This window comes from Acinetobacter sp. TWP2-2-3 (genome assembly GCF_049896445.1).
In the GTDB taxonomy this organism is placed as follows: Bacteria; Pseudomonadota; Gammaproteobacteria; order Pseudomonadales; family Moraxellaceae; genus Acinetobacter.
This window is the reverse complement of sequence record NZ_JAFCUI010000001.1, coordinates 282,501-305,756: the sequence shown is the minus strand read 5'-3', so window position 1 is coordinate 305,756 and position 23,256 is coordinate 282,501. Positions and strand designations below refer to the sequence as shown.

18 protein-coding genes are annotated in these 23,256 nt (G+C 45.6%); 9 read left to right on the top strand and 9 right to left on the bottom strand.

What is annotated here, in order from left to right; translation table 11 throughout:
- The first annotated feature begins 224 nt into the window (after nucleotides 1-224).
- The 9 genes from dnaE to ACP7AK_RS01530 all read left to right on the top strand — a co-directional run bounded on the left by dnaE (nucleotide 225) and on the right by ACP7AK_RS01530 (nucleotide 13,841).
- A complete protein-coding gene (dnaE, locus tag ACP7AK_RS01570) occupies nucleotides 225-3,797 on the top strand; it encodes a DNA polymerase III subunit alpha (protein ID WP_425878212.1) in 3,573 nt (1,190 codons plus the stop codon).
- A 37-nt stretch (nucleotides 3,798-3,834) separates the two neighbouring features.
- A complete protein-coding gene (locus tag ACP7AK_RS01565) occupies nucleotides 3,835-4,683 on the top strand; it encodes an RNA methyltransferase (protein WP_004279927.1) in 849 nt (282 codons plus the stop codon).
- On the top strand, nucleotides 4,683-5,492 hold the full coding sequence (cysE, locus tag ACP7AK_RS01560) for a serine O-acetyltransferase (protein ID WP_004279928.1): 810 nt from the start codon (nucleotides 4,683-4,685) through the stop codon (nucleotides 5,490-5,492). Before ACP7AK_RS01565 ends, cysE begins: the two co-directional genes overlap by 1 nt.
- 117 nt (nucleotides 5,493-5,609) lie before the next feature.
- On the top strand, nucleotides 5,610-6,560 hold the full coding sequence (locus ACP7AK_RS01555) for an ABUW_2363 family tetratricopeptide repeat lipoprotein (RefSeq protein ID WP_253147897.1): 951 nt from the start codon (nucleotides 5,610-5,612) through the stop codon (nucleotides 6,558-6,560).
- Between the two features lie 119 nt (nucleotides 6,561-6,679).
- On the top strand, nucleotides 6,680-8,686 hold the full coding sequence (locus ACP7AK_RS01550) for an esterase/lipase family protein (protein ID WP_425878209.1): 2,007 nt from the start codon (nucleotides 6,680-6,682) through the stop codon (nucleotides 8,684-8,686).
- 338 nt (nucleotides 8,687-9,024) lie between these two features.
- A complete protein-coding gene (mutS, locus tag ACP7AK_RS01545; RefSeq protein WP_425878207.1) occupies nucleotides 9,025-11,658 on the top strand; it encodes a DNA mismatch repair protein MutS in 2,634 nt (877 codons plus the stop codon).
- A 204-nt stretch (nucleotides 11,659-11,862) separates the two neighbouring features.
- Nucleotides 11,863-12,186 (top strand): ferredoxin FdxA, encoded by a 324-nt coding sequence (gene fdxA, locus ACP7AK_RS01540; RefSeq protein WP_004279936.1) that lies wholly within the window; start codon nucleotides 11,863-11,865, stop codon nucleotides 12,184-12,186.
- A gap of 137 nt (nucleotides 12,187-12,323) precedes the next feature.
- On the top strand, nucleotides 12,324-13,043 hold the full coding sequence (locus ACP7AK_RS01535; RefSeq protein WP_004279938.1) for a D-Ala-D-Ala carboxypeptidase family metallohydrolase: 720 nt from the start codon (nucleotides 12,324-12,326) through the stop codon (nucleotides 13,041-13,043).
- A gap of 132 nt (nucleotides 13,044-13,175) precedes the next feature.
- A complete protein-coding gene (locus ACP7AK_RS01530) occupies nucleotides 13,176-13,841 on the top strand; it encodes an O-methyltransferase (protein ID WP_004646686.1) in 666 nt (221 codons plus the stop codon).
- A 168-nt stretch (nucleotides 13,842-14,009) separates the two neighbouring features.
- Here the strand turns inward: ACP7AK_RS01530 and ACP7AK_RS01525 are convergent, their stop codons facing one another.
- The 9 genes from ACP7AK_RS01525 to lptC form a co-directional block, all read right to left on the bottom strand.
- Nucleotides 14,010-14,852 carry a universal stress protein gene (locus ACP7AK_RS01525; protein WP_425878204.1) on the bottom strand — a complete coding sequence of 281 codons (843 nt, stop codon included), beginning with the start codon at nucleotides 14,850-14,852 and terminating at the stop codon, nucleotides 14,010-14,012.
- Between the two features lie 193 nt (nucleotides 14,853-15,045).
- Nucleotides 15,046-15,663 (bottom strand): DapH/DapD/GlmU-related protein, encoded by a 618-nt coding sequence (locus tag ACP7AK_RS01520; protein WP_425878202.1) that lies wholly within the window; start codon nucleotides 15,661-15,663, stop codon nucleotides 15,046-15,048.
- Nucleotides 15,656-16,255 carry an IMPACT family protein gene (locus tag ACP7AK_RS01515; protein WP_004279947.1) on the bottom strand — a complete coding sequence of 200 codons (600 nt, stop codon included), beginning with the start codon at nucleotides 16,253-16,255 and terminating at the stop codon, nucleotides 15,656-15,658. Before ACP7AK_RS01515 ends, ACP7AK_RS01520 begins: the two co-directional genes overlap by 8 nt.
- Nucleotides 16,256-16,374: 119 nt before the next feature.
- The gene (locus ACP7AK_RS01510; protein ID WP_425878200.1) at nucleotides 16,375-17,562 is read right to left on the bottom strand and encodes an HlyD family efflux transporter periplasmic adaptor subunit; all 1,188 of its coding nucleotides are present in this window, start codon (nucleotides 17,560-17,562) and stop codon (nucleotides 16,375-16,377) included.
- Nucleotides 17,559-19,700 carry a type I secretion system permease/ATPase gene (locus ACP7AK_RS01505; protein ID WP_425878198.1) on the bottom strand — a complete coding sequence of 714 codons (2,142 nt, stop codon included), beginning with the start codon at nucleotides 19,698-19,700 and terminating at the stop codon, nucleotides 17,559-17,561. The genes ACP7AK_RS01510 and ACP7AK_RS01505 overlap by 4 nt, the downstream gene beginning before the upstream one ends.
- A complete protein-coding gene (locus ACP7AK_RS01500) occupies nucleotides 19,697-21,163 on the bottom strand; it encodes a TolC family outer membrane protein (protein WP_425878581.1) in 1,467 nt (488 codons plus the stop codon). The genes ACP7AK_RS01505 and ACP7AK_RS01500 overlap by 4 nt, the downstream gene beginning before the upstream one ends.
- 222 nt (nucleotides 21,164-21,385) lie before the next feature.
- On the bottom strand, nucleotides 21,386-22,129 hold the full coding sequence (gene lptB / locus ACP7AK_RS01495; protein WP_005107230.1) for an LPS export ABC transporter ATP-binding protein: 744 nt from the start codon (nucleotides 22,127-22,129) through the stop codon (nucleotides 21,386-21,388).
- Nucleotides 22,129-22,695, bottom strand: coding sequence for a lipopolysaccharide transport periplasmic protein LptA (lptA, locus tag ACP7AK_RS01490; protein WP_004646679.1), 567 nt, complete (start codon nucleotides 22,693-22,695; stop codon nucleotides 22,129-22,131). Before lptA ends, lptB begins: the two co-directional genes overlap by 1 nt.
- The gene (lptC, locus tag ACP7AK_RS01485) at nucleotides 22,679-23,227 is read right to left on the bottom strand and encodes an LPS export ABC transporter periplasmic protein LptC (RefSeq protein WP_213687166.1); all 549 of its coding nucleotides are present in this window, start codon (nucleotides 23,225-23,227) and stop codon (nucleotides 22,679-22,681) included. The genes lptA and lptC overlap by 17 nt, the downstream gene beginning before the upstream one ends.
- Nucleotides 23,228-23,256: the final 29 nt, after the last annotated feature.

Genomic DNA, 23,256 nt, shown 5'->3' with positions numbered 1-23,256 from the left:
CGTTGATTTATAGCACATGGAAGTTCCATTAGATCAACAAAAGGGTTTTGTTACTTTTGTCCCATCAAAAGTAAAAGAAAATATCTTCTAACAACTAACTAAATAATCAGCTTAAAAAATCAAATTCAAACTTGACCTAAAAGTTAGCCATTTCCCCCTCAATTTCAAACTGAAACAATAAATCCCATGTTAAACTATTCAATGGTTTTAGCAGGGACTCATCTATGCACTTTGTTCATCTTGGTATTCATACAGAATTTTCGATTACTGAATCCATCGTACGGATACCTGACTTGGTCAAAGCTGCCGAGAAAGAACAGATGCCTGCCCTTGCGCTCACGGATCTTTCTAACCTGCATGCTGCCGTCAAATTCTATGGCAAATGCCTGGGCAAAGGCATCAAGCCGATTCTGGGTTCTGAAATTCGCCTGAATGATGCCGAACATCGCATGACCTTATTGGCCATGACCAATACCGGCTGGCGCAACTTGACTGAACTGGTGTCTGAAGGCTTTATCAGTGGTCAGCAACTGGATATTCCCTGCGTTCAAAAACAATGGATTTTAAATCAGCCTGAGGACATGATTGCCCTGCTCGGAATGCATTCCGATGTCGGCAAAATGCTGATGAGTTCAAATCCGCAAAAAGCGGAACCGCTGCTAGAAGAATGGGTCGAAAAATTTGGTAATCGTGTTTATCTTGCCCTGACCCGTACCAATCGTCCGGATGAAGATAACTTTATTCTGGAAGCCGTTAAGCTGGCAAAAAAATACAATATCGGTGTGGTCGCACATAATGATGTGCATTTCATGACCCGTGAAGATTATGAAGCGCATGAAGCACGGGTATGTATTGCAGATGGTTATGTGCTTGGTGACAACCGCCGCCCTAAAACCTATTCACCTGAACAATATTTCAAATCTGCTGAAGAAATGACGGCGCTGTTCTCGGATATTCCATCTGCGATTGAGAACACCTATCACATTGCCAAACGCTGTAATGTGACGCTGCAACTGGGCAAATACTTCCTGCCTGATTATCCGATTCCTGAAGGTCATACCATTGATACCTTCTTTGCACACTTGTCCAAAGAAGGTCTGGAAGAACGCCTGAATTTCCTGTATCCGCCTGAACAACGTGATGAAGACTGGCCAGAAATCCGCAAGCCTTATGATGAGCGTATCGAATACGAGATTAACATCATTAACTCGATGGGATTCCCGGGCTACTTCCTGATCGTGATGGACTTCATTCAGTGGTCGAAAAGTAACGGCGTTCCGGTCGGTCCGGGCCGTGGTTCGGGTGCAGGTTCACTGGTCGCCTATAGCTTAAAAATTACCGATCTTGACCCGCTGCGTTATGAACTGCTGTTCGAACGTTTCCTGAACCCGGAACGTGTTTCGATGCCCGACTTCGACGTCGATTTCTGTATCGCAGGCCGTGACCGCGTGATTGACTATGTAGCACGTACCTATGGCCGTGATGCGGTCTCCCAGATTGCAACATTCGGCACTATGGCGGCCAAAGGTGCGATTCGTGATGTTGCCCGCGTTTTGGGTAAATCTTATGGTCTGGCGGATCGTATTTCGAAAATGATCCCAACCAAGCCTTTAGGTCTAAGCCTGCTTGAGTCACTAGAAGCTGAACCCCAGCTTAAAGATATCGTCACCAATCCATCCAATCCAGACCATGACGATGCAGCCGAAATCTGGGAAATGGCACTGAAACTGGAAGGTATTACCCGAAACACCGGTAAACACGCCGGTGGTGTGGTGATCTCGCCAACCAAAATTACCGATTTCTCTGCGGTCATGTGTGATGCCGATGGTACCGGACGCGTGGCACAGTTCGATAAAGACGATGTCGAATCTGCAGGTCTGGTGAAGTTTGACTTCTTGGGTTTGCGTAACCTGACGGTGATTGAAGATGCGGTTAAAAATATCAATAAACGCATCAAATCTGACAAGCCTTTAGACATTGCCTATATCCCGCTTGAAGATAAAGACGCGTATTTGGTCTTTGCCAATGCCAACACCACTGCGGTATTCCAGTTTGAATCCGTGGGCATGAAAAAGATGCTGAAAGAGGCACGCCCAAGCAAATTTGAAGAAATTATTGCTTTCGTATCACTGTACCGTCCAGGCCCGATGGATCTGATTCCTGACTTTATCCACCGGATGCATGGTGGCGATTTTGAATATCTGCATCCATTGCTTGAAGGCGTGCTAGAACCCACCTACGGGATTATGGTGTATCAGGAACAGGTAATGCAGGCTGCACAGTACTGTGCCGGCTATACCCTCGGCGGCGCGGACTTGTTACGTCGTGCCATGGGTAAGAAAAAACCGGAAGAAATGGTCAAACAGCGCCAGATCTTTATTGAAGGTGCATCGAAAAAAGACATTGATGAAGCCACGGCCAACCATATCTTTGACTATATGGAAAAGTTCGCCGGCTATGGTTTTAACAAATCGCATGCGGCTGCTTATGCTTTGGTTGCTTACCAGACTGCATGGCTGAAAGCGCATTATCCGGCAGAATTCCTGTCTGCGGTATTGACCTCGGAGATGCAGAACACCGACAACGTGGTATTCCTGATTGATGACTGTCGCAAGAATAATCTGGAAGTTTTACCACCGTCAGTGAATATGTCGCTGTATCAATTCCATGCTATCGATGAGCAAACCATTGTCTATGGTCTGGGGGCGATCAAAGGCGTCGGTGAAGCGGCGATGCAGTCGGTGATTGACTCGCGTGCACAAGAAGGTCCATTCCGTGACTTGTTTGATTTCTGTCATCGTATTGACCTGAAAAAAATCAATAAGCGTACTCTAGAAGCACTGATTCGTTCAGGTGCACTGGATTGCTTGGGAATTGACCGTGCCGACCTGATGGCGCAACTGCCTGAAGCGGTTCAAGCTGCGGAACAGGCACGTTCCAATCGTGAAACCGGCATCATGGACCTGTTTGGCGAAGTTGAAGAAGTTCAGCGCAAGCCATCTAAGCCAGTCAAACCTTGGGCGGATGAAGTTCGCCTGAAAGGTGAGAAAGACACGCTTGGCCTGTATTTAACCGGCCACCCGATTGATGTGTATCGCAATGAACTGAAAGCCTTTGTGCCTAGTCAGATCAATGAGCTGACGCCGACCCGCCGTGGCGTGACCACCGTGTTTGCAGGATTGGTGGTGGATATTGCCAATTTCCCGAACCGGATGATGATGACACTGGATGATGGTACGGCACGGATTGAGATTTCAGCCAATCACGAACGCTTCAACCGCTTTAAAGAGATTATCCAGCTCGATAAAGTGGTGGTGATTGAAGGCGAAATCTATGAGCGTGAAGGCTTTGACCGTCCGATGGGACGCCTCACCAAAGCATTCAGCCTGAATGAAATTCGCCAGAAACGTGCCAATAGCATCAAGATTACCCTCACAGCCGAGCATTTCAGCAAGAGCTTGAGCCGTGACTTGCAGCAGATTCTGACTCCTTATTGCAATGTTGATATGTCCGCACATATTCCGGTGATTCTGTATCTGGACTATCCGTATGCCACGACTGAACTGCATCTGGGTCTCAACTGGAAAGTCGCCCCACTGGATGAGCTCCTAGCCAAATTGCGTGATTATTTTGGTAAAGAATCCTTGCATATTGAGTATCAGGTCAAGTCCAAAGCTGCCAAAGCCGTGTCCTATGAACAGGCCAAGCCGGTGGATATTCCTCCGCCGCCTGCGGGCATGAGCATGGATGATGCACTGGAGCTGTATCAGGCCGAATCCCAGCCGCAATATTCATAAATCCTGATCTTTAAAACACCTTAAAATTGGAATCCTCATGAGTCAAATTGACAATGCTGCTGTTTCAGCACATCTCTCCCATGTGCGTATTGTCATGGTCAATACCACTTTACCTGCCAATATCGGCAGTGCCCTACGTGCCATGAAAACCATGGGCTTGTCCAAGCTGGTTCTGGTGGCACCAAAAACCTATCCGCATCCGGATATTGACGCGCTGGCCGCGGGTGCAACTGACCTGATCGAGCAGATCGAGATTGTAGAAACCCTTGAAGATGCCATTAAAGACTGTCAGATTGTATTCGGCACCAGCGCACGCAGCCGTACTATTCCCTGGCCGCTGTTAGATGTGCGCCCTGCCGCTGAAAAAGCCATGACCGCTGTGGTACAAGATCAGCAGGAAGTCGCGATTCTATTTGGCCGTGAAGACCGTGGTCTGACCAATGAAGAACTGGCGATGGCCAACTATCACCTGACTATTCCTGTGAACACTGATTATGGCGTACTGAATGTAGCTCAGGCGATTCAGGTGATCTGCTATGAGATGCGCATGGCAACGATGAGTCAAATTGAACAGCCACGTGATGCTAAAGCGACCATGCAAGTCATTGATGGCATTGAAATGGAATGGGATGAGCCTTTAGTCAATCATGCGCAGATGGAACAGTTCTATCCGCACTTGGAAAAAATGCTGGCAGAAATTGAATTTATGGATCCAAAAAATCCAAGATTATTGCCTTTACGCTTGCGTCGTCTCTTCGGACGTATACAATTAGATCGTATGGAATATCACTTACTTCGTGGTATTTTCAGCCGTGTTCAGGCATTGAATAACGGTACCTGGAAAAAATCTTCACACACATCATCACAGGACGAGGATCAAATCTAATGCTAAAACAGCTCAAAGAAGATATACAAGCTGTCTTTGCGCGCGATCCTGCAGCACGCAATACCTTAGAAGTCTTAACCACTTACCCTGGCATTCATGCGCTGATCATGCATCGCATGGCACATGAGCTATGGAACAAAGACTGTAAAGGAACTGCGCGTGCGTTGTCTTCGTTTAGCCGCTTTGCCACAGGCATTGAAATCCATCCGGGTGCAAAAATTGGCCGCCGTTTCTTTATCGATCACGGTATGGGTGTCGTAATTGGCGAAACTGCTGAAATTGGCGATGACGTGACGCTTTATCACGGCGTGACTTTGGGTGGAACGACCTGGAATAAAGGTAAACGTCATCCAACGCTAGAAGATGGCGTGGTAGTCGGTGCTGGTGCCAAGATTCTTGGACCATTTACCGTGGGTAAAAATGCCAAAGTCGGTTCTAATGCGGTCGTCACCAAAGCAGTTCCTGAGAACGCCACAGCGGTGGGCAACCCGGCACGTTTTATCACCAAAGACAAACCCAAAGATGATGCTGAAGCCCGTCGTCGTGACTATGCCGAAAGTATCGGTTTCCAGCCCTATGCCGCGACTGAAGACCAGTCCGATCCGATTTTAGAAGGTATGCGGATTCTGCTGGATCGCATTCAGCAAAATGAAAAACGCATGAACAACTTGTGCAATCGTCTTTCTTTGTTAGATCCGACCTTTAACAAGCAGCAACAGGATGGCCAGCCTTTGAGCAAAAAAGAGTTGGAGATTCTGGAAGAAGCGCGCCGTGAATGTGAAGCGCAAACCAGCCAATCCAAAGCCTGAATATCACACTTCACTCTGTAACACGGGTTTACTTGCATGATCGTTATAGTTTTCATAGACTGACGATCATGCAATTTTTGAATAGATGTTTTAAAAATAACAGAATGGATGACTATTATGACCTTTAAGCCCTTGGCACTTGCTTGCTTAGCATTCACAATTACTGCGTGTTCCACCACTCCTCAGAAATCTGCTGAGAAACCTGTGGACCAAGTGGTTTTTGTAGAGCCTGAACTGAGCCCACCATTTTATGCTTTAAATCCATTCAATTATAATGAACCACCTGAATTTGAAGTGCATTTGAAAAAAGCTGCAGCGCAGCCTGTAACCAAGATGGTGGTGACGGATCCTAATGATCCATCCAAGCAACTGACCCTGGATGTGAATAAACTGATTATTCCAGTGGTAGATAGCAATACACGTGCAATGCGTTATGCAGCACTTGCCAATTCAAATGAAATCGATATCACCGAAATTGACGATTTCCTGCAAATGGTCGAAGGTAAGGCACGTCATTATCCACCACGTTTCAGCGATCGTCAGGAACGCCGTGGTTTTGAAGCCAAATTGCGTGAAGTCACCCGACAACTGGATACTTTAGCAGCCCGTCCAAATGCCTCTTTTGATGTGTTGATGCGTGCTTTTAAAGCCAGCGTGATGGCACGTAACCTGGATCTAGGTTCAGTTTATACCACCAATTCCCTGACCTATGCCCAGCGTATTCTCAAAATTAATCCAGATGATCCTGAGGTCAACTTCTGGTTTGGTTTTGGTCTGTCTGAAGGCGGTGGTCAACGTGAAGCCATCGCTTATCTGGACAAAGCCATGAAAGCTGGCGTTCAGGAGGCTTATCTTTCTGCAGCCAATAATTATATTGCATTGGAACAGAAGAAAAATGCCACTCAAACCTTGGCGAACTATAAGGTGAAATATCCGCAAGAAGCTGAAGTGGCTGACCGCCTGATTCAGGAAATTGAGAAAAATGGCCGCTGGAATGTTTGGCAAATTCTGCAAAGCTCAACACCTGCTCCGGTTGCAGAGCCAGCAACAGCACCGGTAACGCCATAACAAGATTCGCTTCAATTTGATTACAAATAGACTGCTACGGCGGTCTATTTTTATGGGAAAAAATTAGTAAAATACAAAACATTATCCCGCTTTATAACTTGAATTCAGTGAAAAGTTTTATGCACGAAAAAATAAATAAAAGATTAATGCTGTGCACTTTACTCATCACCAGCGTACTCAGCGGCTGTCAGGTGGTCAGTGTTAAGGAACAGGCTATTAATGTCACGCTGAACAATGAGCGTGACAGCATCTTGACCCGCGACAAGCTCAGTGAAGCCAGTCTGAATGTGTTATCCATGACAGGTCGTGAAGCCCAGATCTGTATTGATCAGCCCGAAGAATGTGTGGAAGATCTGAAAAGTATTCCCCAGATTTTAGATGAACAATTGCTTTCTACAGCAAGTGAATTATATCTCGCCAACTCCTTACAAAATGCCAAGTCTGCCGAATGTAACACCGGTGTCTTAAACAAAACCCGGTCACCGGAAAAACAGCAACAACACAAACAGAATATCCAGAAATGTCTGGATCAGCAGCTCACGATGCTGGATAAAAGCATTCGTTATAGCTATGCCTATCTATTTAAAACCGAGCGTGCGCCGCAAGAGCGGATTTTTGATAACCGCCAGGTCCAGATTCGTGACTTTTATAACCTGGCGATTGCTCATCTGATTCAACGCTATGCTGAACGTTATGAAGCCAAACAGTCCGGCCAGCGCATTCAGGTCGGTGACAGTGTATACACCATTGATCTGGAAAATTTTCCGCAGCTGAGAAACCAGACCATTGAACAGCTGATGTCCACCTATAACATGAACTTTTCCGGCCTACGTTCCATTACTCGTCGTGATGGTTTTGGTTCAGAATTTTTAGTGGTTTTACCTGAAGCACAGCAAAACGAGCAGGATAAAAAATATATTGTCGATCCGCTCAAGCACAACTATCCAAATGGTAAAAATCCTAACATTCATTCAGCACGCTATCTGGCGACCACCATTACTGCTGTACCAAAATCCGCGAATTCGACTGAACAGATTTTATCTACTTCGGAGTTTCACCTGAAACTGTATGACCCTTATAAACATGAAAAGATCAAAGTAGCTTCGAAAGAATATGCGCTAGCCGCCAACTTTTCCGCACCTTACGGTTTATGGCTGGCCGAGAACAATCTGGGGCGTTTAGCCTATCTGACGCTGATTAATCGCGAAGACAGTCTGAGCATGCCGCACCTGTACATGCTGGAACCTTATAATCCGGACAAGAAAGTGCTGGTATTGATTCATGGCCTGGCCAGTAGTCCTGAAGCCTGGATTCGTCTGACCAACGACATTATGGGTGATCCGGTATTAAGAGAAAATTTCCAGGTCTGGCAGGTATTTTATTCTACTAATATGCCGATTCTGGAAAGCCGTTTTCAAATTAATGCACTGGTTCAGCAAGGCTTTGCCCGGGTTGCGAACAATGCGCCAGCCAAAAAAGATGCGGTACTGGTCGGACACAGTATGGGAGGTGTAATTGCCCGTTTAATGGTCAGTCAGGCCGATATTACCCAAGATGCATTCAAGCTGGTACAAAATACCCGCATTGCACAATTTAAGGATAACCCGCTCTTTAAAGCACGCCTGCAAATGCAACCTATTCCGAATTTCACCCGGGCCATTTTCTTAGCGACACCGCATCGTGGGACGGAATATGCCGATCGCTGGCATACTAAACTGGCCCGTAAAATTATCCGCATACCGGGCGCATTTTTGGGTGCCTTTGCCGATACCCTGCAAGGTGAGATCGGGTTAAACGAGTTTGTCAAAGAACTGGGACATGACCTGATTCAGAATGGCCCAAGCGATCTGAGTGAAAATTCGAAATTTACTGCATTAACAAAGGATATTCAGCCTTCTAAAAATATCAAATTTCATTCTATTATCGGCAATACGGTAGATACAAAAGACCCTAAACTGATGAGTGATGGCATTGTTTCATACGAAAGTGCTTACTTGGAAGGTGCCGTATCTAGCAAAGTCATTAAGGGTGGCCACTCGATTCAGGAAACGCCTGAAGCCGTGCTGGAATTACGCCGGATTCTCAGATTACATCTGACCGACCTTGGTCTTTATGATCCGGAATAATCTATCGTCTTGATTGAGACTCACCACCGCATGTTCGCATCCGGTGGTTTATTTTTTTTTAAAATTGCAAATAGTGCTGAATAAGAAGCCATAGCGGCAGATCTGAGCGCTGACTTAAAGATTCATCTGGAATTTCATTTCTTTCTAAAAATTAAATTTGATAGACTTGCTGCAATACAGCTTTAAAGCTGAATTGAATCAGCAGATTCATTTCACATTTTCGATCTCCTGTGCTCAATCATGTGGGATTGGCCAGACTGAAAACGTGCTTTAAATTTTCCTGCATAGCCTATTGAGCAGTATTTGCATTTATCTCTTGTTGAAAGGATTTATTTTTAATGACCAGTTCAGAAATTATGGCTGATCTTTCTACCTTAACGCCCATGATGCAGCAATACATGTCGGTGAAAATGCAGCATCCGCATTCTTTGATGTTTTATCGTATGGGTGATTTTTATGAACTGTTCTTTGAAGATGCACACAAGGCAGCCAAGATTTTAGGCATTACCCTGACCCATCGTGGTAAAGCCAATGGTCAGCCGATTCCTATGGCGGGCGTGCCTTATCATGCAGCCGAGGGCTATCTGGCACGTCTGGTCAAAAAAGGCGAAACCGTGGTGATCTGCGAGCAGATCGGCGAGGTTACTGGGAAAGGACCGGTTGAGCGTGGTGTAGTTCGGATTATTACGCCGGGCACCCTGACCGATGATGCCATGCTCGGTGCACATCAAAGCTCGAATCTGGTGGCTTTATGTATTCAGCAGAGTCAGATTGGCATTGCACTTCTCGATCTCAGCGCTGGCTTATTTAAAGTACAGCAGCAGGATTATGATCTTAACCAGCTCATGATTGAACTGGCACGTTTGATGCCAAGCGAAATTCTGCTGGATGAAAATATCGCTGATCCGACATTGACCGAACAACTCAAACAGCAACTGGATATCTCGGTCACCAAACGTCCAAATGTTGATTTCAACCTGAATAATGCACAAAAAACCTTATGTGACCAGTTTGCCGTCAGCACGCTTTCAGGTTTCGGAATTGATCATTTACCTTTGGCTAAAGCAGCCGCAGCGGCACTGATTCACTACGCCAAAGAAACCCAGAAAACTGCGTTACCGCATATCCGCACGATTCAGCTAGAACAGAGTTCAGATTTTATTGCTTTGGATCCGGTGACACGCCGTAATCTTGAACTGATTGAGCCTTTATTTGAACATGGGACATCCTTATTTCAGCTGATCAATGATTGCCAGACTGCCATGGGGGGGCGCTTGCTCAGTCGCACCCTGATGCAACCTTTACGCGATACCGCCTTGCTGGATGAGCGCCTGGATGCCATTCAAGCCCTGCTGCAAGGTTTCCACGAAGTACCTGTACGTTTGGTACTAAAAGAAATTAGCGATATTGAACGCGTGCTGAGCCGTATTGCGCTTGGCAGTGCCCGTCCACGTGATCTGGTGCAATTGCGACAGGCCTGCGCGCAAATTCCATTTTTACGCCATGCCCTGCAACCGATTGTCAGTCAGCAACAGTCCAAACTTTTAGTACAACTCAATGAAGAACTCGGCGACTTCCATGATCTACATCAACGTCTGATGTCCGCCATTGTGGAAAATCCACCCGTCCTGCTTCGTGATGGTAATGTCATTGCAGAAGGTTTTGACAGTGAACTCGATGAACTACGTCAGATTCGTGATCATGCCAGCCAGTTCCTGATTGATCTGGAAATTAAAGAGCGTGAACAAAGCGGCATTCCGGGACTGAAAATTGGCTACAACCGCGTCAGTGGATATTATATTGAGCTGACCCGCGCACAGGCTGAACAGGCACCCGAGCACTATATTCGTAGGCAAACCCTGAAAAATGCCGAACGCTACATCACACCTGAACTGAAAGCATTTGAAGACAAAGTCTTATCAAGCGAATCGCGTGCCTTGGCCCGTGAAAAAATGCTGTTTGAAATGCTGCTGGATGAACTGCGTCAGGATATCGGCAGTTTACAGATGATGAGCAGCGCCATTGCCCAGATTGATCTGATTGCTAATTTTGCCCATCAGGCGCGTTTACGCAACTGGTCGCGTCCAAAATTTAGCCCTGAAATCGGTGTAAGTATCACTGCTGGACGACATCCAGTGGTAGAAGCCCTCAGTAAATCGGCCTTTACTCCGAACGATACGCGACTGGATTTTTCCCATCGCATGGCCATCATTACCGGCCCGAATATGGGTGGTAAATCCACCTTTATGCGCCAGACTGCATTGATCGTGTTGCTGGCTTATTGTGGTGCCTATGTTCCAGCGCAAGCTGCAACTTTAGGTCCGGTTGACCGTGTCTTTACCCGTATTGGTTCTGCCGATGATTTATCGACCGGCAAATCAACCTTTATGGTGGAAATGACCGAAACCTCGCAAATCCTGCATCATGCCACCAGCCAGTCTTTGGTACTCATGGATGAAGTTGGCCGTGGAACCAGTACCTATGATGGCTTGTCTTTGGCTTGGGCCTGTGTGCTGGATCTGACCAAACGCATTCAATGTTTATGTCTATTTGCTACCCATTATTTCGAACTGACTGAACTGGATAAGGAAAATGCCATTAATAACTACCATGTCACGGCCAAAGAGCTGAATGGCAATCTGATTTTATTGCATAAAGTACAACATGGCCCGGCCAGTCAGAGTCATGGCTTGCAGGTTGCCAAACTGGCAGGCATTCCAGCTGCAGTGATTAAAGAAGCGCAAAACCGCTTAAAGATTCTGGAAAAACAGCATCAGACCAAGCCACTGAGCCCGCAGCATGATCTGTTTGCAATGCCTGAATTTTTAGAGCCTGTAGAGCGTATCATCGAAATTGAGAAAGAATCGCCTGCACTGGACTTACTTGAAGATATCGATGTAGACAGTTTGACGCCACGGGAAGCCTTGCAGCAGTTATATGCGCTCAAAGACCTGATCAAACAGCCAAGTTAATTCTCGGTCCTCGACCTCATCTGGTATGGGGTCAAAGTGCTGAACATACCGATGAATGCTGTAATTCATCGGTATGCGACCTTTTTTCAAATTTAACAGCCCTATATATAACAAATATCAATAAAAGGAATTGTTAGTTCCCCCTGTTTTTGCCTAAAATACAGCATTCGTAATTAGAACCATATTTTTTAGGTAGCTGTCGCCATGACCTTCGTTGTCACTGAAAATTGTATTAAATGTAAATATCAAGACTGTGTTGAAGTTTGCCCTGTAGACTGTTTCTATGAAGGTCCTAACTTCCTTGTGATTAACCCGGACGAATGTATCGACTGTGCGTTATGCGAACCTGAATGCCCGGCAAATGCAATTTTCTCTGAAGACGAATTACCAGAAGGTCAGGAAGTCTTTATTGAACTGAATGCTGACCTGTCACAAAAATGGCCAAATATCACACAAATTGGTGACCAGCCAGCAGACCGTGAAGAATGGAATGGCAAAGCAGACAAATTACAATATCTTGAAAAGTAATTAGTTTAAACTTTAAAAGATCAGCAAATGCTGATCTTTTTTATACTCAACGCACACATTTCATTGCAATATTCTCCAAATTTCTCCCTATATTTAGTCTAAAATAGCGCTATTTTGTAAATATCTGATTTCTATAAATGAAGAACTTGTTAAAGGGATTATTGAGTCTTTGTATAATTCCTCTTGTTTTTGTGGGCTGTACCACGACCACAAAACAACCTGGACAGGCCACCACACCTGCTGGAAAACGGATTTACATTCCACAAGAACGTGTTCAATACGATCGTAAAGCCCACCCAAAAACTGTGCCTTATGTGTATACCCACTGGGTATCGGCACTGGATAATTTGTCACGCGTGCGTGAATATGAGGTTTTTCTGGAACGTCATGGGGTTGGCAATATCATTCCGAGTTTCGAATTGATGCGTACTGCACGTGATTGGGCCAAGTGTGGCCGTTCCCAATACATGATTCCAAGCCGTGAATTATGGGCCAATCAGATCCCAACTTTAAAAGTCTTTAAATATCTGGTTGCAGCCAATGTACTGACTGATTTTGAAGTCACGTCAGTCTATCGTGACCTGCCTTTAAACCAGTGTGCCGGTGGTGCCAACTCTTCACGCCATCTGTACAACTCTGCCATCGATTTCCGGATTGGGCCTGAATATCCGCAGGCACAAGATTATAGCTATATTGAAAATACCAAGTTCAAATTGTGTCAGTTCTGGGTACAGCATGGTCAAAGTCTGAATATGGGACTTGGCATGTATGCTTCAGGTCAAATCCACATCGATACCCAAGGTTATCGTACCTGGGGACCGAGTTTAGGCCGTAATTCCTCGATGTGTAATTACTAAGTCATGACAACCACTCTACAAAGTTCATTCAGGACATTGTAGAGCCTAAAAAATCATCACCTATAGAACAATAAATTGCGCTCTGCCGCGAAAAGTTTAAAATGCACGCATCGCAATCGAGGTGCTAAGACTATGCAACAAATGTGGACAGACATTGATCACTATATTGATTCACATTTAATTCCTGAAGACCCTATTCTGAATCAAACTCTTGAGAATACCGCAGCGCACGGTTTTCCTGATCACCTGGCTGTAGCACCGAATCAAGGCATGTTGTTGCAGATGCTAATCCAGATGAACCAATGTAAACGTATACTGGAACTCGGCACATTTGCAGCATATAGCACCATGTGGCTGGCACGTGCTTTGCCGGATGATGGCTATATCCTGACCATTGAAGGACGTGATACTCATGCAGCGATGGGTCAGGAAAATATTGATCGCGCGCAGCTTAAACAGACCGTCGAACTGAAATGCGGCCGTGCAGCAGATGTGCTTAAAGCCCTGCCTGAAGATACGGAAGCTTTCGATTTCATCTTTATTGATGCAGACAAACAGAGTTATCCGGAATATCTGGAACTCAGTTTAAACCTGTCGCACTCAGGTACACTTATTTTTCTGGACAATGTGATTCGTGCTGGCGAAATCATTAACCCGGACAATAATAAACCAAGTATTGAAGGCATTCGTGACATGTTTAAAGCGCTTCAAAATCATCCACGTATCTTGTCATGCACTGCTTTACAAACGGTTGGCAGCAAAGGACATGATGGTTTTGCACTCGCGATTGTGAAATAAAACAAGAAGAACAAAAATCACCCAATGACATATTTACCATAAATAACATTAACTTATAAATATTAACCACAGAGTTATCCACAATATATGAGGATAACTCTGGTCATTTTTAAATCAAGCTGTAACAATTTACGATTAGACTTCGCGCTTGGCTATTATATGCAATTCTCACTTCGCAACCAGTAAAGGCACTTTTGAATTCCGGAAAATCGTGGTCGCAATACTGCCCAAAAAGAACTGGTGAATTTTACTGTGACTAAATGCACCCAACACGATCAGCTGAATTCCGAGTTCCTGCTGATAGGTCAAAATATTTTCTGCGACATCGCCATAGCGGTATTGTGGCACCACATCTAAACCAGCCTGATTTAAATATTGCAAAGGCTCATTCAGAATCTCAGCATGATCACCGATATATAACAAATGGCATTGCAATAAGCGCAGCAGATCACTTTCCGCAATCCGTTTCATCATCTTGATACAGGTCGGTGAATATTCATAGGCGAAAATAAATCGTGTCGGCGGCTTAAACTGTCCTCCGACAGTCATCACGGTACAGTTTGCCCCACGAATAAAATTTTCGACATTGGTGCCGATCGGTTTGTTTTTTTCAGCGGAGCGTTCACCGAGTAATCCAATTACTGCGATATCATCAGGCTGCAGGATCTGGAAGCTTTGTTCCAGAAAATCACCTTTTTCCTGAATATGTGTGGTTTGAATACCATGTTCTGCCAGAATCCGCTCGGAAATGTGTTGCAGCAGGTTATTGCTATAATCCAGCGCAATTTCACTTTGTTTTTGTTCAAGCTCAGCCAACTCTTTGAGTAACATGGCATTGCTTTCAAAGCCAATAACCCCACTGATTTCCCCCAGATGATAACTGGCCGGGTAATAATCCAAAACCTGTAACAGGACCAGTTCACGGCCAGTCTGTTTGGCAATCCATGCCGCCGCGTCTGCCAGCGCGTTTATACATGGTGATGAGTCGATGCAGGCGATGACACGTTTCATGTTTAGCCTCTCTTCTATTTATGATAAAAATTTCTTAGTTATTTTTAACTTAGCATAAGCATTCAAAAATGTGCAGCGAAATCTGTAAGGCTTGACTTGAAATATGTTAACTTTTATGTGAACAAATATAGATCAACATATCGATCTATCTTCTGAGTCAGGCTGTTGCGTCAAGCAATTGACTTCCAAAAGCTTATTCACGATAGCGAATGAATTGGGCCGGATTACCGGCGACAATCGCGCGCTCCTCGACATCCTTGGTCACCATACTGTTCATTCCCACCACGGCCTGATCTGCGATTTTAATTCCATCCTTGATACCGACATGTGCACCCAGCCATACATCCCGACCAATCTCGATGCCTTGCGAACGTACTGGCTGCTGATAAATCGGCTGCTCCAGATCCATACCGTGATCAAAGGCATAAAGATGACAATAAGCGGCGATACGCACCTGATCATGCAGTTTAATCCCCACCCGACCGCCATCCAGAATACAGTGATGATTAATCGCCACTTCATTCCCAATGTCCAGAGGGCCATGCAAGGTGCAATCTGCGGCAATAAAGGTATTATCACCAATAATGATTTTGCGTCCCGGCTCCGCGAAAATATGTGCAAGAGGTGAAATAAAACAGTTTTCACCAATCTCGACGGTTTCCATCTCCATCAGATAAGCCTGATAGTCCTTTTGCCACGCTTCTGCCCAACCGCGATTTTTCGGCTTTAAGGACCAGTACAGCCAAGGCATATAATTCAGGCGATGTTTATGCTGCTCACGATATTTCAGTAATGGATCTACGTCAGTCATCTGTCGCTTCTTCTATGATTTTGAGCTGTTCCCGGCCACGGGTCACATCTTGAATTTTTAGGGCAAAAGGTTGAATTTGATGTAACTGAAATAAGGCTCTGACCTGTACTCCTTCAGCTGTATATTCTTCCTGATAGTCAATCTGTTGCTGGTTCAACTCATATTGAAAGATGGCCCACTCATTGAATTGACAGGAAAATTGCACCTTTTTCTTTTCAATCAGTTCAATTTTTTCTGCCAACAACAAACATTGTCCAGCACAGCCGCCATAGGCACGTACCAAGCCCCCTGTTCCCAGCTTGATCCCGCCATACCAGCGATTGACCAGTACCAGCACATTGGTCAGCTCATTGCCTTCAATGGTCGCCAGAATCGGGCGTCCCGCTGTGCCTGAAGGTTCACCATCATCATTAAAGCGTACCTGATGGCCAATTTTCCAGGCCCAGCATTGATGCGTGGTGCTTGGATCACGATAAGTTTCCAGAAAATCTTTGACGTCCTGCTCATTCTCAACAGGGGTGGCAAAGGCCTGAAAGCGGCTTTTTTTGATGTCTTCCTCAAAACTGACCAGGCTGGCAATGGTAAATGGCATAACTTCAGGCTTTAAACTCTCACTGCTGCAGTATACCCGCTTTGCACAGACAAATAAAAAGCCTCTCCACGGAGAGGCCTGATTTTGATCGATTGTTTTACTCAATTGCTTGGCAAATATTACCGTTCACGCAAGGCTTCTTTGGCTTTATTAAATGGCTTGATCAGATAATCCATCACGGTTTTTGAACCAGTACGAATATCCACGGTGGCCACCATCCCTGGAGTAATATTGAACTCCTGCCCGGCATTATTGCTGAGCTTGTCGCTATCGGTACGGATATACACCCGATAATAAAATTGATCCTGCTTGACTTCATCACGCAAGGTATCCGGTGAAATCATCGCAACTTTACCATTCAACCCACCATAGATCGAATAATCATAAGCTGTAATTTTAACCAATGCTTCCTGATCAGGGCGAATAAAGGCAATATCACGCGGCGAGATTCGTGCTTCAACCAGTAATTTTTCATCCAGTGGCACGATGGTCATCAACTTGCCATTTTGTGGAATCATGCCGCCCAGCGTCATCACATCAATCTCTTTGACGACACCGCGAACCGGTGATTTAAAAACAGTTCGGCTCAAAGTATCCGACTTGCCACGTACCACCTGTTGCTGGGTTTCTACATCAGTATTGGTTTTGGACAATTCTTCCCGCGCATTCACATAATATTGATTACGGATATCATTCATCTGATTACGCAGGTCATTGGCTTCACGTTTTAGACGCAACACTTCAACTTCACTGGCTGCCCCTTTGGCGACCAAGGGAGCGGTCATTTCCAGTTCTTGCTGCACCAGTAACAAACCCTGTTCCAGGCCTGCAACAGATTCTTGCAAATTGGCTCGACGCGACTGATACCGGGCCGTTTCTTCTTTAACCAATTTGGGGTATTTCAACACTTCTTCAGGAAAGACCAACGGTGCGCCGGTGACTTCCGCACGTAAACGGGCTGAAGTGGCACGTGATGACACCAGCAAGGATTCTGATTCACCGACGTTGGATTCAAAGCGGGTCGGATCAAGCTGGGCCAATACTTGCCCACGCTCGACAATCTCACCTTCTTTGACATTAAGTTTAGTCAAAATACCGCCATCCAGAGACTGAATCACCTGCTCTTTGGATGATGGAATTATTTTTCCAGTACCGGTAGATACTTCTTCCAATTTGAATAACCAGGCCCAGGTCAGTAATACCAGTAGGCCAATGCCGATAATCCAGATGATGACACTTGATTTGGGTAATGGCGGTTCCTGAAAGCTGACCTTGCTGGAACATTTTAGTTGCTGTAGTTCACTCATGCACTTGCTCCCACAACCCGCTTATTACCACCCTGCGACTGATTCAGGATCTGATCCCGTGGTCCATCCATCACAATCTTGCCATCATTGACCACCAGAATACGATCCACCAGTTCCAATACCGCACGGCGATGAGTGGCGACGATCATCGTACGATGGGTTAAATACCCTTTAAGATGATCAATCAACTGTTTTTCTGACACATCATCAATGGCAGCGGTCGGTTCATCCAGTAGCAAAATCTTTGGTTGACGAATCAACAACCGCGCCAATAACAAGGCTTGGCGCTGTCCACCAGAAAAGCCGACACCACCCTCTAAAATGATATGATCCAGCCCTTCTTTTTTCTCCTGTACAAATCCCAGTGCACCGGTAATTTGTAAGGCTTCCAGAATTTGCTGATCGGTGGCCAAAGGTGCACCCAAAGTCAGGTTTTCACGGATTGAACCATAAAATAACTGTGAGTTCTGATTCAGCAAGCCCATATCACGACGTACATCTGACGGATCAATCAGGGTCAGATCAACACCATCCAGCTTGACCTTGCCCTGTAACGGTGTCTGCATCCCAGACAAGAGCTGCAACAAGGTCGATTTTCCTGCACCATTACGGCCCAGAATCGCAATTTTCTCCCCGGGCTTGATTTCCAGCTTGGGAATCATCAAACTCGGTTTCGGATCATCATCGCCATATTTGAACACCACACCGTTGAGCTCATAATGCCCATCCAGTGCCGGACGATGAATCAGGTGCGAATAATCCGGCTGGTCCACCGGTTTTTTCATGAGTTCATCCAGACCTGATTTGGCCACTTTAGCCTGTTGCAAGCGACCCAGTACGCCCGTAATTTGTGAAATTGGTGCCAGCATGCGTGAAGAAAGAATTGAACAGGCCACCAGTGCACCCGTGGTCATATCACCCTCCATCACTGCAAAAGCCCCGACTAAAACCACAATCGCAAAGGTCAGTCCCTGAATTTTTTGGGTCCAGGCGGTCATCAAGCCGACAATTTTACGTTGCTGCATGCTGACATCGGCTGACACTTCATTCATATGATTCCACTGATTCTGGAAACGCGTTTCAGCTCTTAACAGCTTGATGTCTTCAATTCCTTGTACAGCTTCTACCAGCAAGGCATTGCGGATGGCAGATTCACGCATCCCCAACTGGGCCAGCTGTGCCAGTTTTTTCTGCGCCAGAATCCCTGGAAGAATCATTAAGGGCACAACGAGTAACATGACCCAGAACAGATTACCACCGATCACCCAGAAGATGCCTAAGAACAGGAAGAAAAATGGCAGATCGGCAATGGCCGTAACTGTGGTTGAAGTCACCAGCTCGCGGACGCCTTCCAGCTCGCGAATTTGTGAAATAAAAGTTCCTGTTGATTTGGAACGTTCGCTGTTTTTAATCCGTAATGAATGACCAAATACCCGGTCAGAAATTTTTAAATCCGCGCGTTTACCAATAATGTCTGAAAGATAAATACGGGATACCCGTAATACAAACTCAAAAATCGCAGCGATCAGTACACCACCTGCCAACACCCATAACGTCGGAATGGATTGTGATGGAATGACACGGTCATAGACATTCATCGAGAAGACTATCGTGGCCAATGCCAGAATATTGGCAATTAAAGACGCAAACATCACATCGATATAGCGCTTCCAGTCATTCAGGACAATCGACCAGAACCAGTTTTTCTCAAAGGGTTTGATATATTCATCCACCCGCGCATCTGGAACTGAAGATTCAGGACGCAGCACATAAAGATGCTTTATGCCAACCTCTAACGGCTCAACTGTAAAGCTTTGAGATAAACCTTCATCACCACTGAGCTGTATGCTGACATTGCCCTGTGTATCGATGCGTTCAATCACGCCCACATCACCACTATCGAATTCAACCATTAAAGGTAAACGCCATGGATTCAGCAGGCTGCGCTCAAATTTATTTTTACGGAGATTTAAACCCATCTGACGACTGACAATCTTGAGCATGTCATCAATGTCATGATGCTGATTCCAGTCCAGTTGCAGGCGAATCCGCTCCTCAGAAGGTTCGATCCGGTAATGCCTGGCAATATTTAAAACTGCATGAAGCCAAGGTTGATAATTTATTATTGTAGTACTCATGGCTGAACTTCAAACCCCTGAATAGAAATACTGTTAAGCGCATAAATATCCCGTGTACGGCCCGTGACCTGAATGTACTGTACGATCGCCGAGTAAATGTCATAGCGTGCCGATTCAATTTCCTGCGCGGCACTATGAATGGCTTGCTCTGCATTCAGCAAATCCACTACGGTTCGGGTACCCAATTTATATTGTTCTTGATACAGCTCTTTGGTGCGTACCGTGGTTGCGCGGCGCTGGGATAAAACCCCCATTTGTTTTTGTTTATTTTCAATCTGCTCGCGGATCAAGCGCACCTGATCCTGCACATCCAGATAGACCGTATTGACCTGTGCGCGTGCAGCTTCTTCGGCATAGCTTGCGGCACGGGTCTGTGAACGCGTTGCACCACCCTGATACAAATTACTGCTGGCTTCAATCATGACTGAATTATAAAAGCCATCATCTTCATTATTATTTGGATTCCGTCCATTCATCGCCTGACTTAGACTACCTTTAACACTAATGGTCGGATAAGGGCTTAGCCGCGCCTGATCTTTTTGCAAACGGGCAACATTGACCCCGGCATGGGCCAGAATCATGTTCGGAATCTGGGTAAATTCCGGATCCTGATAAAGATCGGCCTGTGCCACAATACGATCAGGAATATCCCATTCAACAGTGGATACATCAAATCCTAGCAAGGTACGCAAGCGTTGTTGATATTGTCTGAGCTGGGTCTGCTGTACAATCAGATTCGATTGCGCTGCTTCCAGATTGGACTGGGCCTGAATCGGGTCGGCCTGACTGCTGATTCCGGCGCGGGCACGCAAATTGGCAATTTCTGCAATCCGTCCAATGCCCTGAATCTGCTGTTGGGCAATCTGGGTGATTTGCTGATAACGTTTGATATTCACTATTGCATCTGCTACTTCAAATGCAATCTGATCCAAACTAACCAGCACTCTTGCCTGTTCTTCTGCCAAACGGGCTTCTTCTACACTGACATTGGTTTTAATTTTGCCAAAGTCATACAGCATCTGGGTGGCATTCAAAGAAACGATTTGACGTCTATGTTCACCGGAAGTGAGATCCCCTGTCCCGATACCACCGGACACCTGCGGATAATAACCTGATCTCGCTACATCAATATTCGCAGCCTGCGCAGATAATGTCGAAATACTCTGAGTGATTTCAGGACGTCGTTGCACTGCCCAGTGTACGGCTTCCACCAGATTCATTTTTTGTGGAATGCCAGCTGTGATCGTAGAACTTAAAGCTGGCTGTCCTGACTGTGGCCGGGTAATTTGCGGCAGCTCAGCTACTTTTGATGTATCTAATGAATAATGACCGAGCGAGGTAATATCAATGGTGTGTGCTGATCGTGTCGGTTTGGGTGCAATCAGCTGACCTAAGCTATTCTTGAGATTGGTAAAATAATGGGGTGAGCTTTCTGCATGCCCTAAAGACACAGATAAAGGCAAAAGAAGAAGTATCAATCCCCTTCTTTTTTGATCTGTTTTCCCCTGATTTTTTTTAAAGTGTTCTGCCCTAAATCGTATAATTATGTGATGTTTCTTGTTTTAGCCTAACCATATATCAAATCCCTTTAAAAGAAATCTTTTTCACTTTGATTTGATCAAAAAAAAAACCCTGCATCCGACAACTGGCGTCTGATGCAGGGTTTTTATATAAAGCAGGATTATTTAAACAGTGAAATCATCACCCAGATAAACTTTTCTCACGGTCTCATTCGCCAGAATTTCTTCTGGTGTGCCTTCAGCAAGCAATGCGCCTTCACTGACAATATAAGCATGCTCACAAATCGCCAGCGTTTCACGCACGTTATGATCGGTAATCAGCACCCCAATTCCGCGATCTTTCAAGTTCGTAATAATATCCTTAATATCTCCAACCGAAATCGGATCGACACCGGCAAAAGGCTCATCGAGTAGCATAAATTTTGGGTCAGCCGCAAGTGCACGCGCAATCTCGGCACGACGTCGTTCCCCACCAGATACGCTCATGCCCAAAGAATCTTTGATATGGGTGATTTTAAAGTCTGCCAATAGCTCCGCCAGACGTTGCTGACGTTGTGCCTTGGTCATATCTTTACGGGTTTCCAGAATCGCCATAATATTTTCGGAAATTGTCAGTTTTCGGAAAATCGAAGCTTCCTGCGGCAAATAACCAATTCCCTTACGTGCCCGTTCATGCATTGCGAGGTCGGAAAGATCTAGATCATCGAGATAGATTTCCCCCTTATCCATCCGCACCAGACCGACCACCATATAGAAACTGGTGGTTTTACCGGCGCCATTTGGTCCCAGCAACCCAACAATCTGGCCACTTTCCATGCTGAACGACACATCTTTCACTACCCAGCGTTTATTATAGTTTTTCGCCAGATGCTTAATGGTTAAGGTTTGAACCTGCTGCGATTGCTCCATTAATCACGCGCTCCCGGGAAGGATGTTGAACTAGAGGGTGGAATCACGATTTGTACACGGCCAGACGATGAACCGGTTTTGTTTGGTGTTCCGGTAGCTTCGATATCGCCTTTGTTCATGCTGTATTTTAAAGTCGCACCACGAATACTGGCACCGTCCTGTTGCAGGAAGGCATTACCTGACAAGGTAATAATCCCGGTTTCAGCATTGTAGACAATTTTCTGCGCCTGACCTTTGGCAAGACCTTTGGCCGGATCCACTTTTTGCTGGAACTGTGCCGGGCTGCCTGTCGCTGTAATCAGGCTGATCTGACGCTTATTGTTCAGATTGGCCACAATCGAATTGGCTTGCAGCTTCATGGTGCCCTGTTCAATGATAACGTTGCCCGAATACGTCGTCACACCCGTCCGCTCATTGAAAGTCGCCCGGTCAGCCAGCAAAGTGATTGGCTGGTTACGGTCAGATGGCAGTGCAAAAGCAGCGATTGAACCGAGTCCAACCACAGTCGCCAGCGTCATACGCTTCAGGAAAGTGTGCATCATTTTGGCTTTAGGAGTTTGGTTCATACTTTCCTCGAATATTAAAGAATTCGTATTGACCATCATTAAGATTGGCTTTAAGACCCTGGCTGACAAATTCAGCCTGTGGAGATTCCACAATCACTGTCTTGTCTGTTTCAATTTCACGTGTTTTCGGAAAAGCAGTCAGTTCTTCAGTACGAAACTGCATTTTCCCATTTTGCATGATTTTGGTGGCGAGCACTTCTTGAGAGAGTACAACTTTTGTATTGTCATCATAACCATGCGCCATTTTGGCAAAGAAAGTCGCATCGACTTTACCATTGTCATAAGTCGATGCTTGCAGATTTTCCAGCTTTGAGGTTTCTAGCTGCAGATTCTGCTCAAGTCGGTCCACTTGGGCACGAACCGACACCTGGCCTGCTTCATCCGTCTGGGTTAAGTTAATATTTTGAGCGGAATAGGTCATGCTGCGCGCAGAGTCTGCCTGCAGCTTGTTGCCCTTGCCGCTGTAATAGTAATAACCACCACTTATTGCGGCAATAATCACGGCCGTAATATATAAAACTTTAGTATCCATAAGCGGTGTACTTAATCCAAAAGATATGA